Origin of the sequence: Burkholderia sp. COPS (assembly GCF_019425585.1) — a bacterium.
Taxonomy (GTDB): Bacteria; Pseudomonadota; Gammaproteobacteria; order Burkholderiales; family Burkholderiaceae; genus Burkholderia; species Burkholderia cepacia.
Genome location: NZ_WIXR01000006.1, coordinates 14,077 through 29,991, shown reverse-complemented (window position 1 = coordinate 29,991; position 15,915 = coordinate 14,077). Strand labels below are relative to the sequence as shown.

15 protein-coding genes are annotated in these 15,915 nt (G+C 66.1%); 9 read left to right on the top strand and 6 right to left on the bottom strand.

Annotated elements, in window-relative coordinates; translation table 11 throughout:
* Together FOZ70_RS04255 and gcvA are read right to left on the bottom strand one after the other, a co-directional pair.
* Positions 1 to 286 (bottom strand): DUF3761 domain-containing protein (locus tag FOZ70_RS04255; RefSeq protein ID WP_219705005.1); only part of this gene is annotated, 286 nt, incomplete at its 3' end.
* A gap of 112 nt (positions 287 to 398) precedes the next feature.
* Positions 399 to 1,316: a transcriptional regulator GcvA gene (gene gcvA / locus FOZ70_RS04250; RefSeq protein ID WP_219705004.1), complete on the bottom strand. Its 918-nt coding sequence runs from the start codon at positions 1,314 to 1,316 to the stop codon at positions 399 to 401.
* A gap of 193 nt (positions 1,317 to 1,509) precedes the next feature.
* On the opposite strand from gcvA, the gene FOZ70_RS04245 reads away from it, so the two are divergent.
* The 5 genes from FOZ70_RS04245 to FOZ70_RS04225 all read left to right on the top strand — a co-directional run bounded on the left by FOZ70_RS04245 (position 1,510) and on the right by FOZ70_RS04225 (position 7,402).
* Positions 1,510 to 2,826: an MFS transporter gene (locus tag FOZ70_RS04245; RefSeq protein WP_021156958.1), complete on the top strand. Its 1,317-nt coding sequence runs from the start codon at positions 1,510 to 1,512 to the stop codon at positions 2,824 to 2,826.
* Between the two features lie 81 nt (positions 2,827 to 2,907).
* On the top strand, positions 2,908 to 3,252 hold the full coding sequence (locus FOZ70_RS04240) for an MmcQ/YjbR family DNA-binding protein (protein WP_021156959.1): 345 nt from the start codon (positions 2,908 to 2,910) through the stop codon (positions 3,250 to 3,252).
* Between the two features lie 412 nt (positions 3,253 to 3,664).
* Entirely contained in the window at positions 3,665 to 5,056 is a 1,392-nt protein-coding gene (gabP, locus tag FOZ70_RS04235; protein ID WP_021156961.1) for a GABA permease, read from the top strand.
* A 435-nt stretch (positions 5,057 to 5,491) separates the two neighbouring features.
* Positions 5,492 to 6,301, top strand: coding sequence for an alpha/beta fold hydrolase (locus tag FOZ70_RS04230; protein WP_063800693.1), 810 nt, complete (start codon positions 5,492 to 5,494; stop codon positions 6,299 to 6,301).
* Positions 6,302 to 6,340: 39 nt separating this feature from the next.
* Positions 6,341 to 7,402: a radical SAM protein gene (locus tag FOZ70_RS04225; protein ID WP_219705003.1), complete on the top strand. Its 1,062-nt coding sequence runs from the start codon at positions 6,341 to 6,343 to the stop codon at positions 7,400 to 7,402.
* Between the two features lie 73 nt (positions 7,403 to 7,475).
* On the opposite strand, the gene ychF is transcribed toward FOZ70_RS04225, so the two are convergent.
* A complete protein-coding gene (gene ychF, locus FOZ70_RS04220; protein ID WP_059486477.1) occupies positions 7,476 to 8,570 on the bottom strand; it encodes a redox-regulated ATPase YchF in 1,095 nt (364 codons plus the stop codon).
* Positions 8,571 to 8,817: 247 nt separating this feature from the next.
* Here ychF and FOZ70_RS04215 point away from each other — a divergent pair, with 247 nt between their 5' ends.
* The 4 genes from FOZ70_RS04215 to FOZ70_RS04200 all read left to right on the top strand — a co-directional run bounded on the left by FOZ70_RS04215 (position 8,818) and on the right by FOZ70_RS04200 (position 13,465).
* The gene (locus FOZ70_RS04215; RefSeq protein ID WP_027788478.1) at positions 8,818 to 9,996 is read left to right on the top strand and encodes a UbiH/UbiF family hydroxylase; all 1,179 of its coding nucleotides are present in this window, start codon (positions 8,818 to 8,820) and stop codon (positions 9,994 to 9,996) included.
* A 90-nt stretch (positions 9,997 to 10,086) separates the two neighbouring features.
* Entirely contained in the window at positions 10,087 to 10,815 is a 729-nt protein-coding gene (locus FOZ70_RS04210; RefSeq protein ID WP_059554492.1) for a DsbC family protein, read from the top strand.
* Positions 10,816 to 10,921: 106 nt separating this feature from the next.
* Positions 10,922 to 12,721 carry a PDZ domain-containing protein gene (locus FOZ70_RS04205; RefSeq protein ID WP_219705002.1) on the top strand — a complete coding sequence of 600 codons (1,800 nt, stop codon included), beginning with the start codon at positions 10,922 to 10,924 and terminating at the stop codon, positions 12,719 to 12,721.
* Between the two features lie 147 nt (positions 12,722 to 12,868).
* On the top strand, positions 12,869 to 13,465 hold the full coding sequence (locus FOZ70_RS04200) for an NAD(P)H-dependent oxidoreductase (RefSeq protein ID WP_219705001.1): 597 nt from the start codon (positions 12,869 to 12,871) through the stop codon (positions 13,463 to 13,465).
* Positions 13,466 to 13,581: 116 nt separating this feature from the next.
* On the opposite strand, the gene FOZ70_RS04195 is transcribed toward FOZ70_RS04200, so the two are convergent.
* Genes FOZ70_RS04195 through trpC form a run of 3 tightly spaced genes read right to left on the bottom strand, consistent with a single transcriptional unit; the run spans position 13,582 to position 15,911 of the window.
* Positions 13,582 to 14,487, bottom strand: coding sequence for a uracil-DNA glycosylase (locus tag FOZ70_RS04195; RefSeq protein ID WP_021156969.1), 906 nt, complete (start codon positions 14,485 to 14,487; stop codon positions 13,582 to 13,584).
* A gap of 12 nt (positions 14,488 to 14,499) precedes the next feature.
* Positions 14,500 to 15,126, bottom strand: coding sequence for a CYTH domain-containing protein (locus FOZ70_RS04190; RefSeq protein WP_048026371.1), 627 nt, complete (start codon positions 15,124 to 15,126; stop codon positions 14,500 to 14,502).
* Positions 15,126 to 15,911, bottom strand: coding sequence for an indole-3-glycerol phosphate synthase TrpC (trpC, locus tag FOZ70_RS04185; protein WP_027788473.1), 786 nt, complete (start codon positions 15,909 to 15,911; stop codon positions 15,126 to 15,128). Before trpC ends, FOZ70_RS04190 begins: the two co-directional genes overlap by 1 nt.
* Positions 15,912 to 15,915 lie beyond the last annotated feature (4 nt).

Here is a 15,915-nt window from a genome sequence, read left to right as displayed (position 1 = left end):
CGTGCCCCGAGCACGTGCCGCGCCGGTGACGGCTGAAGCTGTAGGTGCCGTCGCGGCAGCGCGCGCTCGCGCCTTCGGGCACGCGGCCCGATTTCGAATGCGCGGGTGCGTGCACGGTTTCGCCGTCGCGGTTGCGATACGTGTCGTGACGGTCGAGATCGGCTTCGTTGCCGTAGCCGGGCGGTGCGCGGTACGCGTGTGCGGGTTGGTGCAACGCGGCGCAGGCGACGAAGAAGACGGCGGACAGTGCCGCGATGCGTGTCGCGCGGCAGAACAGGGCAGGCATGGTCTCTCCCGGTCGGTTTGTTGTTATCGATGTCGGGCGGACGGCCCGCGCCGCATGTTAGCGGATCGGCGCCCGACCGGCGCCGGTGCCGGCGCCGCGCGGCGGCGTGACGCTACGCCGCGCCCGACATCGAGGCCGCGCCGTCGGCCTGCGCGGCCTCGAGGATCCATCGGCGAAAAGCGGCGACCTTCGGCCGCTCGGCGTGATGCGGCGGATAGACGAGGTAGTACGCGAAATCGTCGAGCCACGCGACGTCGGCGAGCTGCACGAGCCGGCCGCTTGCCAGCTCGCCGCGCACCATCGCGGCCGGCAGCAGCCCGGCGCCCTGGCCGGCGACGATCGCCTGCAGCAACAGGCCCGAGTCGTCGAACGCGGGGCCGCGCGGCGGGCCGATATCGTCGATCCGCTGCGCGCCGAACCAGATGTGCCAGCCCTTGCGCTCGGCGTCGTGCAGCTGCGGCCAGCCGGCCAGATCGGCGGGCGTCGCCGGCATGCCGAGCCGCGCGACGAGGTCGGGCGATGCGAGCGCGACGATCTCCACCGTCAGCAGGCGCTCGCTGCACAGGCCGATGTAGCGCCCGAGGCCATGACGGATTGCAACGTCGACGCCGTCGCGCGAAAAATCCGCGAGCGCGTGGCTCGTGACGACCTGCAGGTCGACGTCAGGACACGCGTGCCGGAATTGCGCGAGGCGCGGGACGAGCCACGCGGATGCGAAGAACGGGGTGACGCTCACCGTCAGCACGCCGCTGTCGGCGGCGCCCGACACGCGCTGCGACGCGTCGGCGATCTGCCGGAACGCATTGCGCACCGGCGGCAGGTAGTCGCGGCCGGCGGCCGTCAACAGGATGCCGCGGTTGACGCGCTCGAACAGCTGCACGCCGAGGTGCGTCTCGAGCGTGCGGATCATCTGGCTCACCGCGCCGGGCGTGACCCACAGCTCCTCGGCCGCCGATTTCACCGACAGGTGGCGGGCGGCTGCTTCGAATGCACGCAGCGCGTTGAGCGGCGGCAGGCGGGAACGATTCATTGAGTTTTTCTAAAGCGAATGACCGATGAAATATCGTTTGAGGCGGCGCGTGTGCACGAGTACCGTTGTCGCATCCGAATGCGTGCTATGTGGCTGCATTGCGGCAGCCAATGCGATCAACATAGTTCAACTATATCCACGAGGCAAACCGGACGCCGCGCGGTGTCCGGCGGGACCTGAGAGGAGCATCGTCATGAACCGCCCGGGCGCATCGCGCCATTTCTTCTATGGCTGGTACGTGGTCGCGGCCGCGTTCGCCGTCACGTTCGTGGGGTTCGGCAACGCCTATACGTTCAGTGCGTTCGTCGAGTCGCTGCAGCGGGATTTCGCCGCGTCGCGCGGCCAGATCTCGCTCGTGTTCTCGCTCGCCGGCTTCCTGTATTTCGGTTTCGGCATCGTCAGCGGGCCGCTGGCCGACCGCTTCGGTTCACGGCGGCTCGCCGTCGCCGGGATGTTGCTGACGGCCGCCGGGCTCGCGGCTGCAGGCGCCGCGCACACGCTGCTGCAGGTCTATGTCGCGTATGGGCTCGGTGTCGGTTTCGGCGTCGGCTGCGCATACGTACCGGCGGTCGGCGCCGTGCAGCGCTGGTTCGTACGCCGGCGCGGCTTCGCATCGGGGCTCGCGGTCGCGGGCATCGGTGTCGGCACGCTGGTGATGCCGCCGCTCGCGTCCACGCTGATCGCGCAGGTCGGCTGGCGCGGCGCGTATTTCACGCTGGCCGTGATCGCGGTCGTGATCGGCGCGGGGATGTCGCTGCTGATCGAGAACGACCCGCGCGGGCGGGGGCTGCTGCCGGACGGGGAGGCTGCGCATGAGCCCGGCGGCGGGGCGCACGTCACCGGGCACGGTGCGGGGGCCTCGGTGTCCGCCGCCGCCGCGAGGCGTCAGCCGGTCGCCGCTTCGGCGCCTGCCGGCGCGACGGTGCGCGAAGCCGTCATGTCGCGGCCGTTCGCGAGCCTGTACGCCGCATGCCTCGCCTGCTCGTTCGGCGTGTTCGTTCCGTTCGTTCACCTCGTGCCGTACGCGCTCGATCATGGCGTCGCGCCGTCGACGGCCGTGCTGCTGCTCGGCGCGATCGGCGTCGGCAGCACGGCCGGCCGCTTCTTCCTCGGCGGCCTCGCCGACCGCTTCGGACGCCGTGCGTCGCTGCTCGCGATGTTCGCGGGCATGGCCGTCGCGCTCGTCGCGTGGGCCGGTGCCGGCACCGTCGCGACGCTTGCCGCGTTCGCGCTCGTGTTCGGCGTGTTCTACGGCGGCTGGGTCGCCGTGCTGCCGGCGGTCGTGATGGACTACTTCGGCGGGCGCAACGTGAGCGGGATCATCGGCGTGCTTTATACGAGCGTCGCATTCGGCACGCTGATCGGGCCGGCCGCGGCCGGTTTCATCTACGACGCGGGCGGCGGCTATCTCGTGCCGATCCTGGCCAGCGCCGCCGCGAATGCGATCGCCTTCGCGATCGTCGCGACGACGGGGCGTGCGCCGGTGGCCGCACGTGCGGCGCGCGGATAGGCGCACGTCCCGCGACGTCCCGTCGCGAATTCCGGTAGGGTGGCCGGATCGTGAACCGAAGAAGTGCAGCCGGGAGGCCTCATGACATTCGACGAAGTCCGCCAGATCGCGCTGGCATGGCGCGGCGTCGAGGAAGGTACGTCGTACGGCACGCCTGCGCTCAAGGTGAGGGGCAAGATGCTCGCGCGGCTGCGCGAGGACGGCGATACGCTCGTCGTGAAAGGTGTCGGCCCCGACGAGCGCGCGTGGCTGATCGAATCGGAACCGGACGTGTATTACGTGACGGATCACTACGTCGGCTGGCCCATCGTGCTGGTGCGGCTGTCGGCGGCCCGTCCCGACGCCGTGAAAAAACTGCTTCTGCGAGAATGGCAGGCCGTTGTCCCCGCCAAATGGCGCGACGAGAGGGCGCACGGCGCGAACTGACACGCCGATTGCGGCCTGCCGCCCGGCGTCGCCGGGCGCTTTCGGCGCGGCTCGCGCGCCGGCACGAACGGGTACAAGCGTTGCATCGATCGATGTCGATGCAACGAGTGGTTCCATCGAAATTCTTCAATTGGTTCTTAGTGAAGAACCGTTTGGTGCTTACACTCCTTCGCTTCGAAGGCAGCTGACGAAAGCCGACGGAAACGACGCACGCGATGCGTCGGCGCACCGCGCGCCGCATCGCACCCGCAGCTTCGCAGACTGCGCGGCGCGCCGATCCGAACGGTCCCATCCGGCCGCATGCCCGCGTGCGATGCACGCGCGCTCGCAGCCGGATTCAAGAACGACAACTCCCCCTGCTGCCTTCACGCGATACCCGGCCATACCGGAACCGTTTTTTGGAGAGAGACAGATGAGTGGAAGCAACACAGGCCTCGGTACGGGCCTGAAGCAGCGGCACGTGACGATGATGTCGATTGCCGGCGTGATCGGCGCGGGCCTGTTCGTCGGCTCCGGCCACGCGATCGCGGAAGCCGGCCCGGCGTCGATCCTCGCGTATGCGATCGCGGGCGTGCTGGTCGTGCTGGTGATGCGCATGCTCGGCGAGATGGCCGTCGCGCATCCGGACAGCGGTTCGTTCTCCACCTATGCCGATCGCGCGATCGGCCACTGGGCCGGTTTCTCGATCGGCTGGCTGTACTGGTGGTTCTGGGTGCTCGTGATCCCGATCGAGGCGACCGCCGCCGCGACCATCCTCAATGCGTGGTTCCCCGGCGTTGCAACCTGGGTCTTCGCGCTCGGCATCACGCTGGTGCTGACGGTGACCAACCTCTTCTCGGTCAAGAACTACGGCGAATTCGAATTCTGGTTCGCGCTGATCAAGGTCGTCGCGATCGTCGTGTTCCTGTGCATCGGCGGCGCGGCGATCGTCGGCATCATTCCCGCGCCTGCCGTGTCGGGCGTATCGAACCTGTTCGTGCACGGCGGCTTCATGCCGCACGGTGCCGGTGCGGTGCTCGCGGCGATGCTGACGACGATGTTCTCGTTCCTCGGCACGGAGATCGTGACGATCGCGGCCGCCGAATCGGACAACCCGCAACGCCAGATCGTGCGCGCGACCAATTCGGTGATCTGGCGCATCACGCTGTTCTATCTCGGCTCGATCCTGATCGTCGCGGCCATCGTGCCGTGGAACGATCCGCTGCTGCCGAAGCACGGTTCGTATCAGCGCGCGATGGAGCTGATCGGCATCCCGAACGCGAAGGCGATCATCGACGTGATCGTGCTCGTGTCGGTCGCGAGCTGCCTGAATTCGGCGCTGTACACCGCGTCGCGGATGCTGTTCTCGCTGTCGAAGCGCAAGGACGCGCCCGCGTTTCTGCACCGCACGGATTCGACCGGCACGCCGCGCGCGGCCGTGCTCGCATCGACCGCATTCGGTTTCCTGACCGTGATCGCGAACTACCTGATGCCGGAACAGGTATTCGGATTCCTGCTGGCGACGTCGGGCGCGATCGCGCTGCTCGTGTATCTCGTGATCGCGATCTCGCAGCTGCGGATGCGCAAGACGCTCGAAGCGACCGGCGCCGACCTGACGCTGCGGATGTGGCTGTTCCCCTGGCTCACGTGGCTGGTGATCCTGTTCATCTGCGGCACGCTGACCGTGATGCTCGTGAGTGAGGATCACAGGATGGAAGTGGGTGCGACGGCCGTGCTGGCGCTGATCGTGCTGCTGGCATCGTGGCTGAACAAGCGCGGCCGCGATGCGCAGGCGAGCGCGGGGCGGCGGGTGTCGGCGATGTGAGGTGACGACGAAGCGGCGGCGGACCGAGTGTTTGCCGTCGGCTGGTGAGGAGATTACCGGCGTGAAAAATGGCCCGAGCGGCGAAAGCCGGTCGGGCCATTTGCTTTTCGGGACAAACGGGTACCGCTTTCCGGAGTCGACGCGAGTTGTTCGGTAACAGCATGCGGCATTGAAATTTGTGGTCAAAAATCGAACTCGTCTGATTTTACTGGCGGCAAAAAATTAATACATTGATCACCTCTATAAACGGGGTGAATCGATGGGCGAATCGATTTTGAATCCTTTTTTACACGACCAAATTCAGAAATCGGGCCGTATGTTCGTTCCGGAATGCCGGGCACATCCTTGCGTGATTATCGTATCGGGACCCGAGCGATGAACCGGCCGTCGTTATCTCGTGTATGCGTTGCATTTCATGCCCGCGATGGATTTCCGTTGAAGGGCACGTATTTTCCGGTGGCCTCGGCCACTTGCTTTCCCGTTCTCATTTGCCCCGCGACGGGCGTTCGCCAATCCTTTTATTTTCCATTCTCGGATTGGCTGAATGCAATCGGGTATCCAGTATTCGTATTCGATTACCGGGGGATGGGGGCGTCGCTCGGCATGCGCCATGTTCGCCAGTCGCGCGCACGCAAACAGGACTGGGGCCAGCTCGACATGCCCGCCGCGCTTGACTGGCTTCTTCGTGAAACCGGCGCGAGCGAAGCTCACCTGATCGGTCACAGTGCGGGCGGGCAACTGGTCGGACTGATGCCGAATCACGCGTCGATCCGTTCGTTATGCGCGATTTCCGCGTCATCCGGATACGTCGGCAACATCCGGTGGCCGAAGCGAATCGCTGCGTTGTTGCTGGCGAATCTCTATGTTCCGGTTACCGCACGCCTACTCGGCTATGTGCCTGCGAGGGTGCTCGGTTGGGGCGACGATTTGCCGGCACGCGTCGGGCTTCAGTGGGCCCGATGGTGCCGCCGCCCCGGATATATGGCGAACGAGTTCGGGGTCGGCGTTACGCAGCACCACTACAACGAATTCTCCGCTCCCGTCACGGTAGTTGCTGCGACCGACGACCCACTCGCGACACCGGCCAACATCGAAGACTGGCTGCGATGGTTGCCGCGGGCCAAAAGCAATATCCATTTCATCAGTCCGGAAAACTGCGATGGCCGAGCAATCGGTCACGTCGGCATGTTTCGTCGCCAGTATTCGTCGTTGTGGCCGGAACTCATCAGAGGATTGCGGGGTTGACGTTCAGGCGAGCTTGCATCCTCGTATCAGGAGACCAAGATGGACGATTCAAAAGATATGAAGGCGCGCTTCAAAGCAGTCAGAAACGAAGCGAGGGAAACGCGCGCATCGCTTTACCATCTCACGAATCAATGCAACTTGCGATGCAAGGGGTGCTGGTTCTTCGAAAACGAATTCGGCGTCGCATCGGATGAGGTAAACGATACGTCGCGTCTTGAGGCGCGCGTGAAGGACGAGGCCGGGCGCGGGGGCAACGCACCATTGCTGATCGGCGACGAGCCTGCGTTGCATCTCGACCGGATAAGAATATTCCGGAAACACATGCCGAAGGTGTCCGTCTCGACAAACGGCCTTCGGCGCATTCCAATCGAGGGCTTCGAAGATATCACCATCGCGATCTCTGTATTCGGTGGCGGGCCGCTCGATGACGAACTGCGCGCGATCGGTCCGAATGGGAAGCGTTTCGCGGGCTTGTTTGACAAGGCGCTACTCAACTATCGCAATGACGAGCGGGCGGGTTTCGTCTATGCGGTGTCGATCGACGGAATTGCCTATATCGAAGATACGGTGCGCAAGATTCAAGATAACGGAAATCGACTGCTGTTCAACTACTACAGTCCATACGACGTTGCCGGCCCGCTTCGCCGACGTGGTGAGGAGCAGCTCCTGGATGTGTTGCTCGAATTGAAGGCGAAATATCCGGAAACAGTGGCGAGCCATCCCTATTATCTGGCTGCTCTCATGCGCGGGGAGACCGCATGGGGGACATTCGACCATACTAGTTGCCCGAGCGTCAGCGAGGCTCATCCGCAGAACGCCACGCGTTTCACGTCGGGGTGGCCCGCGTTGCCCAAATTCAACGCGTATCGTGCAGACATGCATACGCTAGCGCGCTGCTGCACATCAGGAGAATGTGCGAAGTGTCGAGACAGCCAGGCCGTGATGTCGTGGTTGCTGGTCAATGCCAAGCAAGTTATGCAGGAAGACGACGGGCTCAGAACGTGGACGGAAGTGGCGGAGAGCTATTTCAGTCAGTTCGTCTGGTCGAGATACCATCCGCGCAGTCGTCTTGAGCGTATCTCGAGTCGCACGATGCAATGACACAACGGGCCGCTCGCCCGGAAAATGAAAAGCCCGCTGCAGCGGGCTTTTCATTGAGATCTTGATGTAACGCTCAGACGTTGAACAGGAAGTTCATCACGTCGCCATCGTGCACGACATATTCCTTCCCTTCCGCGCGCATCTTGCCGGCTTCCTTCGCGCCCTGTTCACCCTTGTACGTGATGAAGTCGTCGAACGCGATCGTCTGCGCGCGGATGAAGCCGCGCTCGAAGTCGGTGTGGATCACGCCGGCCGCCTGCGGCGCCGTATCGCCGATATGGATCGTCCACGCGCGCACTTCCTTCACGCCCGCGGTGAAGTAGGTCTGCAGGCCGAGCAGCTTGAAGCCCGCGCGGATCACGCGGTCGAGGCCCGGCTCTTCCATGCCCATGTCGGCGAGGAATGCTTCCTTGTCGGCATCGTCGAGATCGGCGATTTCCGCCTCGATCGCCGCGCACACGGCGACCACCGGCGCATTCTCGCTTTCCGCGTACTTGCGCACGGCATCCAGGTGCGGGTTGCTCTCGAAACCGTCGTCCTTCACGTTGGCCACGTACATGGCCGGCTTCGCGGTGATCAGGCAGAACGGCTTGAGCAGCGCCTCTTCGTCGTCCGACAGCGCGAGGCCGCGCACGGCCTTGCCCTGGTCGAGCTGCGCGCGCACCTTCTCGAGCACGGCGACGAGCTTCGCCGCTTCCTTGTCGTTGCCCGACTTCGCGGCCTTCGAATAGCGCGTGAGCGCCTTCTCGACGGTGCCGAGGTCGGCGAGCGCGAGTTCGGTATTGATCACTTCGATGTCGTCGATCGGGCTGACCTTGCCGGCGACGTGAATGACGTTCTCGTCCTCGAAGCAGCGCACGACGTGCGTGATTGCATCGGTTTCGCGAATGTTGGCGAGGAACTGGTTGCCGAGGCCTTCACCCTTGCTCGCGCCTGCGACGAGGCCCGCGATGTCGACGAACTCGACGACGGCCGGCACGACACGCTCCGGCTTGACGATCTCGGAGAGTGCCTTCAGGCGCGTATCGGGCACTTCGACGATGCCGACGTTCGGCTCGATCGTGCAGAACGGGTAGTTCTCGGCGGCGATGCCGGCCTTGGTCAGCGCATTGAACAGGGTGGACTTGCCGACGTTGGGCAAGCCGACGATGCCGCATTTGAGACTCATGGAATCCTTCGGACGGGTAAGGCGGCGCGGCCGGACAGGGCACGGCGGCGCGGGAAAAAAGGGCGGCCGGCGCTTGGGGCGCGGCGGGCCGACGGTCAAAGACGCTATTGTACCGTGCCGGCGCCCCCGGATTGCGAGCCGGCGCCGCACGGCCGATGCGGCGGGCCGCCACGCTGCATCGGCCGCCTGCGATTCTGCTGATTTCCCGCAAAGTCCGGCCGCGTAAGGGTTTGGCCCCGCGGCTATAATGCCCGCCATGACTGCCCACCACTCCTTCGACGTCGCCGTGGTCGGCGGCGGGCTCGTCGGCAAGACTGCCGCGCTCGCGCTGACCCAGTCCGGCTACAAGACTGCCTTGCTCGCCCAGCCGGCCGCGCCGCGCCCCGCCGATCTCGTATTCGACACGCGCGTCTACGCGTTGTCTTCCAGTTCGCAGGCGTTGCTCGAGCGGCTGCGGGTCTGGCAGGCGCTCGACCATGGCCGCCTCGCACCGGTCTACGACATGCGCGTGTACGGCGATGCGCACGCGGAACTGCATTTCTCCGCGTACCAGGCATCCGTGCCGCAGCTCGCGTGGATCGCCGAATCGTCGCTGGTCGAGGCGTCGCTCGACGCCGCGCTGCGGTTTCAGCCGAACCTCACGTGGTTCGAGGCGCGCGCGCAGGGCTTCGACGTACACGACGACGCAGCCGTGCTCACGCTGTCGTCGGGGCAGGTGCTGGAAGCGGATCTCGTCGTCGGCGCGGACGGCGCGCATTCGTGGGTGCGCTCGCAAATGGGGGCCAAAGTCGAACGGCGCGACTACCGGCAAACCGGAGTCGTTGCGAACTTCAAGGCGTCGCTGCCGCATCGCGAGACGGCCTACCAGTGGTTCCACGAAGGCGAGATCGTCGCGCTGCTGCCGCTGCCGGACGGCCATGTGTCGCTCGTCTGGTCCGCGCACACCGCGCATGCGGATGAATTGCTCGCACTCGATCCGGCGCAGCTCGCGGCCGAGGTCGAGCGCGTGTCTCATGGCCAGGTCGGCACGCTCGACTGCGTGACGCCGGCCGCCGGCTTCCCGCTGGCGCTGCAGACGGTCGACAAGCTGATCGCGCCGCGCGTCGCGCTGGTCGGCGATGCCGCGCACCTGATCCACCCGCTCGCGGGACAGGGGATGAACCTCGGCCTGCGCGATGTGGCGGCGCTTGCCGATGCGATCGCCGGCAAGGAAAGCTTCCGCAACCTCGGCGATACGGTGCTGCTGCGCCGCTACGAGCGTTCGCGCCGCGAGGACATCCGCGCGCTGATGGTCGCAACCGACGGCCTGCAGCGGCTGTTCGCGGTGCCGGGCTCGCTCGCGAAGGCCGTGCGCAATGCGGGCATGGCCTTCGTCGGTGCGCAGCCGCTCGTGAAGCGCTGGCTCGTGTCGGCCGCGCTCGGCTGATCGAACCTTCGGCCGCTTCGTCGGTCGGACACGGTTCCGTTACGGCGTACACTGTGCCGTGAACACCGATTGAGCTGAAGGAAGATTTCGATGAAAAAAACGATCCGCATCGCGTCGCTGGCGCTGGCCGTCACGATGGCGACGCTTGGCTGCACCGCGCAGGCCGACCAGACCACCGACAAGCTGAAAGCCACGCTGCAGGCCCGCCTCGGCAACGATGCGCCGATCAAGAGCGTGTCGAAATCGCCGGTCGCGGGCCTGTACGAAGTGAACCTCGGCTCGCAGATCATCTATAGCGATGCGGCGGGCGACTACGTGCTGCTCGGCGATCTCGTCGACACCAAGACGCACAAGAACCTGACCGACGCCCGCCTGTCCGAAATCAACAAGATCGACTTCGCGAGCCTGCCGTTCTCGAATGCGATCAAGGTCGTCAAGGGCAACGGCGCCCGCAAGATCGCGGTGTTCTCCGATCCGAACTGCCCGTACTGCAAGAAGCTCGAGACGACGCTGCAGTCGGTCGACAACGTAACGGTCTACACGTTCCTGTACCCGGTGCTGTCGCCGGATTCGACCGCGAAGTCGAAGGCGATCTGGTGTGCGACCGACCGCGCGAAAACGTGGGAGAGCTGGATGCTCGACCATCGCGCACCGACTGGCGCCGGTACCTGCGATACCGCCGCACTCGACAAGAACCTCGCGCTCGGCCGCGGGATGAACGTCACGGGTACACCGACGATCTTCCTGCCGGACGGCCGCCGCCTGCCGGGCGCCGTATCGGCCGACCAGCTCAACCAGGCGCTCGCGTCGAGCAAGTAACCGACCATCCGCCGGGCCGCATGGCCCGGCCAGCGAGGGGCGCCCGCGTGACCTGCCGGCGCCTCTCTTCGTTTCCGCCGCCGTATCCGACCGTCCGATTGCCACGATGACCCAGCCGATCCGCTATTCGATTGTCCCGAAAGATCTTGCCGCGCACCTGTTCGAAGTGTCGGTGACGGTCGCCGATCCCGACCCCGAAGGCCAGCGCTTTTCGCTGCCGGTGTGGATTCCGGGCAGCTACCTCGTGCGCGAGTTCGCGCGCAACATCGTGACGCTCGGCGCATTCAACGACGCGGGCCGCAAGGTGCGGATCGCAAAGACCGACAAGCACACGTGGCAGGCCGCACCCGTGAACGGCACGCTGACGCTGCGTTACGACGTGTACGCGTGGGACCTGTCGGTGCGCTCCGCGTATCTCGACGAATCGGGCGGCTTCTTCAACGCGACGGCCGTTTTCCTGAGCGTTGCCGGCCGCGAGGACGCGCCGTGTGAAGTCGACATCGGGAAGCCGGCCGGCGCGGCGTTCCGCGCGTGGCGCGTCGGCACCGCGTTGCCCGAGGCGCGCGGCACGAAGCGCTACGGGTTCGGCGCGTACCGCGCGTCGAACTACGACGAGCTTTCCGATCATCCGGTGACGATCGGCGAATTCGCGCTGGCGACGTTCGACGCGCACGGCGTGCCGCACGACATCGTGATCGCGGGGCGTGTGACGCAGCTCGACATGGAGCGCCTGCGCGCCGACCTGAAGCGCGTGTGCGAAGCACAGATCGCGTTGTTCGAGCCGAAATCGAAGAAGGCGCCGATGGACCGCTACGTGTTCATGACGCTTGCGGTCAGCGACGGTTACGGCGGCCTCGAGCATCGCGCGTCGACCGCGCTGATCTGCAACCGCACCGACCTGCCGGTGAAGGGGCGGCCCGAAACGACGGAAGGCTATCGCACGTACCTCGGTCTCTGCAGTCACGAGTACTTCCATACCTGGAACGTGAAGCGCATCAAGCCGGCGGCGTTCGTGCCGTACGACCTGACGCGCGAGAATTACACGTCGCTGCTGTGGCTGTTCGAAGGCTTCACGTCGTATTACGACGACCTGATGCTGGTGCGCAGCGGGCTGATGTCGCAGGACGAATATTTCGCGGCGCTCGGCCGCACGGTCGGCGGCGTGCTGCGCGGCACGGGCCGGCTCAAGCAAAGCGTCGCGGAAAGCTCGTTCGACGCTTGGATCAAGTACTACCGCCAGGACGAGAACGCGACCAACGCGATCGTCAGCTATTACACGAAGGGTTCGCTGGTCGCGCTCGCGTTCGATCTCGCGATCCGCGCGCAGACGCGCAACCGGAAGTCGCTCGACGACGTGATGCGCCTGCTGTGGCAGCGCTACGGCCGCGATTTCTACCGCGGCAAGCAGGCGGGTGTCGAGGAGAACGAAGTCGAGACGCTGATCGAGGAAGCGACGGGCGTCGCGCTCGGCCGCCTGTTCACCGATGCCGTGCACGGCACGCGCGACCTGCCGCTCGCCGAGCTGCTCGCACCGTTCGGCGTGACGCTCACGCCGGATGTCGCGAACGGCGCGGCCGCGAAACCGACGATCGGCGCACGCCTGCGCGGCGGCGCGGACTGCACGTTCGCGGCGGTCTACGAAGGCGGCGCCGCGCATCGCGCGGGGCTGTCGGCCGGCGACACGCTGATCGCGGTCGACGGGCTGCGCGTCACGGGCACCAACCTCGACGCGCTGCTCGCGCGCTACCGGCCGGGCGACAAGGTCGAGGTTCACGCATTCCGTCGCGACGAGCTGCGCACCGCGAAACTGAAGCTCGACGGCCCCGAAGTCACGCGCTACCGGCTGACGGCGGCCGCGAAGCCGGCGGCGGTATCGAAGGCCCGGGAAGCCTGGCTGAAGGGCTGAGCCTACGAAGGCGGGTATCGGGGCGCGATCGAGGATTGTTCTGTTGTTGCAACAATCCGTCGCCCTGAACCCGCTTTTTCGCGGTCATGCGGCCACGCACAATGGCGTCACTCGCGCTACCGAAGCGCAACCCTACTGGAGCCTGACATGACGACCATTCTGCAAATCAATTCCGCGGCGCGTTCGCAAGGTGCGCAATCCACGCTGCTGGCCAACGAACTGACGGCAAAGCTGCAACAATCGAACCCCGGCGCGAAGGTCGTGGTTCGCGACCTGCTGGCCGATGCGCTGCCGCACCTCGACGAATCGGTGCTCGGCGCGTTCTTCACGCCGGCCGACAAGCGCACCGCGGAACAGAATGCGATCGTCGCGAAGAGCGATGCACTGATCGCCGAACTGCAAGCGGCCGACATCATCGTGATCGGCGCACCCATGTACAACTTCGGCGTGTCGTCGCAACTGAAGGCGTATTTCGACTGGATCGCCCGTGCAGGCGTCACGTTCCGCTACACCGAGAACGGTCCGGAAGGCCTGATCAAGGGCAAGAAGGTTCACGTGGTGACGGCCCGCGGCGGCAAGTACCTGGGTACGCCGAACGACAGCCAGACGCCGTACCTGCGCTCGTTCCTCGGCTTCATCGGCCTGACCGACGTGAACTTCATTCACGCTGAAGGCCTGAACCTCGGGCCGGAAGCGCAGAGCGCCGCGCTCGCCAGCGCACGCGAAGCGATCGCCGCCGCGTAAGGAAGGCCGAAGCGGGTGCGACGCACCCGCTGCATCGCCCGATAAAAAAACGCCGCGTTCCCGAAAGGGACGCGGCGTTTTTGCATGCTTGCCGGCTCGAAGGAACCGGCAGCGCGTTACGCAAGCGTTTCGGCGACTTCCGGCAGGCGCCAGTCGATTGGCTCGCGGCCGGCATCGACCAGATAATCGTTCGCGAGCGCGAAATGGCGGCAACCGAGGAAACCGCGGTGCGCGGACAGCGGCGACGGATGCGGCGCCTCGAGCACGCAATGCGCGCTTGCGTCGAACAGTGCGCGCTTCGCCTGCGCGTGTGCGCCCCACAGCATGAACACGAGCCCGCGATGGCGGCCGGCGAGTTCGCGGATCAGCGTGTCCGTGCACTGCTCCCAGCCGCGCTTCGCATGGCTCGCGGCCGCGCCGCGCTCGACCGTCAGCACCGTGTTGAGCAGCAGCACGCCCTGGCGCGCCCAGGTGTCGAGGCAGCCGTGGCGCGGCGTGTCATGACCGAAGTTCGCGGCGATTTCCTTGAAGATGTTGCGCAGCGACGGCGGCGTGCGCACGGCGGGCGGCACCGAGAACGCGAGCCCGTGCGCCTGCGGCGTGCCGCGATCGTCGCCGTGATACGGATCCTGGCCGAGGATCACGACTTTCACGTCGTCCGGGCTCGTCAGGCGCAGCGCGCGGAACACGTCGGTCGGGTAGACCGTCTTGCCGGCCGCACGCTCGTCGTCGACGAAGCGGCACAGCGGCGCATACGCGTCGCTGTCGGTAAAGGGCTTCAGCACGTCGCGCCAGACGGCAGGCAGCGCGTCGAATTGCGCGGCGAGGTGCGGAACGTTGGCGGCGGCAGGCTGCGGGGCCGCCGGTGCCGCAGCCGATGCGGCGGTTTTCTTGGCGGGCTTGCGCCCGGCCGCGGGCGGCTCGGAAGGCGGGGACGGAAGATCGGCCGGTGCCGTTTCCGGCACGGGATCGTCGAACAGCGACGCCTGTTGCGGCGCGCGGGAAGTCTTGCGGGTTGCCATGCGTGATGCGTGTTATTGCGCGCGCAGCCGGTAGCCGCGCTGCGCCTTGCTGATGTTTTCGGGAGCGAGGCCCGGCAGCGCCTGCTGCAGTTCGGCGGCGAGCGTTGCGAGCGCCGCTTCCGGGCCGTCGATCAGTTCGAGTTCGATTTCGCTGATCGGTTCGCGGCGCGTTTCGTGTTCCGCCTGGACGACGATCTCGCCGATGTCCACCGCGGCTTCGACGGTTGCGCCGCCGATTGCGATGCGCCACAGCGTACGCGAAAAATCCGTGCGGAACAGCGCACGCAGCGCGCCGGCCGCGTCATTCAGCGCGGCGGCGGCCTCCGGCACGTCGCAGGCCGCGACGAGCGCATCGATCTCGAGCGCGTCGCCGGCTACCGGCAGTTCCCATTCGTGGCGGCGGTGCAGGCCGCCTTCCGCGCTGCCGACCGTCTTGAACGTCTGCAGCCAGCCCTGCGGCGCGCGGCGCACGCGCACCGCGCTCTTCGAGCGGGCCAGCGCGAGATCGGGCGTGTCGTAGTAGACGTTCGCGAGCGTGATGTCGTGGCCGGGTTCGCCGGTCAGCGTCTCGAAGAAGCGTCGCGCGGCCTCGGCCTGGCCGGCCGGCAGCGCGAGCTTGATTTCCTTTTCGATCGCCATCAGAAGAACATCCGTGCGAGTTCCTCGCCCGGCTGGTCGGCACGCATGAACGCTTCTCCGACGAGGAACGTGTTCACGTTCGCCGCGCGCATCGTGTCGACATCGGTGCGCGACAGGATCCCCGACTCGGTCACGACGATGCGGTCCGCCGGAATCATGTCGAGCATGTCGAGCGTGGTCTGGATCGACGTCTCGAACGTGCGCAGGTTGCGGTTGTTGATGCCGAGCAGCGGCGTCTTGAGCGTCAGCGCCTGTTCCATCTCGTTGCGGTCGTGCACTTCGACCAGCACCGCGAGGCCGAGCGAGTGCGCATACGCTTCGAGATCCTGCATCAGCGGCGTGTCGAGCGCGGCGGCGATCAGCAGGATCGCGTCCGCGCCCATCGCGCGCGCTTCCACGATCTGGTACGCGTCGACGATGAAGTCCTTGCGCAGCACCGGCAGCGTGCAGGCCGCGCGTGCTTCCTCGAGATAGCGGACGCTGCCCTGGAAGAACTGCTCGTCGGTCAGCACCGACAGGCACGCGGCGCCGTGCTCCGCATACGAACGGGCGATGTCGGCCGGCACGAAATGCTCGCGCAGCACGCCCTTCGACGGGCTGGCCTTCTTGATTTCGGAAATCACGGCCGCGTGGCCGGCTGCGTGCTTCGCGCGCAGTGCGCCGACGAAGTCGCGCAGGTCGCGCGCGGAGGCTTCCAGTTTCAGTGCCTCGAGCGGCGCGCTGCGCATGGCCGCCGCGACTTCTTCGCGCTTGACGGCGATGATTCGGTCGAGAATGTCGCTCATGTGG

What these genes read in the sequence shown, in the direction of transcription:
- FOZ70_RS04205 (WP_219705002.1), top strand. Translation starts at nt 10,922, where the DNA reads ATGACCCAGCCGATCCGCTATTCGATTGTCCCGAAAGATCTTGCCGCG.
- FOZ70_RS04225 (WP_219705003.1), top strand. Translation starts at nt 6,341, where the DNA reads ATGGACGATTCAAAAGATATGAAGGCGCGCTTCAAAGCAGTCAGAAAC.
- FOZ70_RS04210 (WP_059554492.1), top strand. Translation starts at nt 10,087, where the DNA reads ATGAAAAAAACGATCCGCATCGCGTCGCTGGCGCTGGCCGTCACGATG.
- FOZ70_RS04245 (WP_021156958.1), top strand. Translation starts at nt 1,510, where the DNA reads ATGAACCGCCCGGGCGCATCGCGCCATTTCTTCTATGGCTGGTACGTG.
- gabP (WP_021156961.1), top strand. Translation starts at nt 3,665, where the DNA reads ATGAGTGGAAGCAACACAGGCCTCGGTACGGGCCTGAAGCAGCGGCAC.
- FOZ70_RS04215 (WP_027788478.1), top strand. Translation starts at nt 8,818, where the DNA reads ATGCCCGCCATGACTGCCCACCACTCCTTCGACGTCGCCGTGGTCGGC.
- FOZ70_RS04240 (WP_021156959.1), top strand. Translation starts at nt 2,908, where the DNA reads ATGACATTCGACGAAGTCCGCCAGATCGCGCTGGCATGGCGCGGCGTC.
- trpC (WP_027788473.1), bottom strand. Translation starts at nt 15,911, where the DNA reads ATGAGCGACATTCTCGACCGAATCATCGCCGTCAAGCGCGAAGAAGTC.
- ychF (WP_059486477.1), bottom strand. Translation starts at nt 8,570, where the DNA reads ATGAGTCTCAAATGCGGCATCGTCGGCTTGCCCAACGTCGGCAAGTCC.
- gcvA (WP_219705004.1), bottom strand. Translation starts at nt 1,316, where the DNA reads ATGAATCGTTCCCGCCTGCCGCCGCTCAACGCGCTGCGTGCATTCGAA.
- FOZ70_RS04190 (WP_048026371.1), bottom strand. Translation starts at nt 15,126, where the DNA reads ATGGCGATCGAAAAGGAAATCAAGCTCGCGCTGCCGGCCGGCCAGGCC.
- FOZ70_RS04200 (WP_219705001.1), top strand. Translation starts at nt 12,869, where the DNA reads ATGACGACCATTCTGCAAATCAATTCCGCGGCGCGTTCGCAAGGTGCG.
- FOZ70_RS04195 (WP_021156969.1), bottom strand. Translation starts at nt 14,487, where the DNA reads ATGGCAACCCGCAAGACTTCCCGCGCGCCGCAACAGGCGTCGCTGTTC.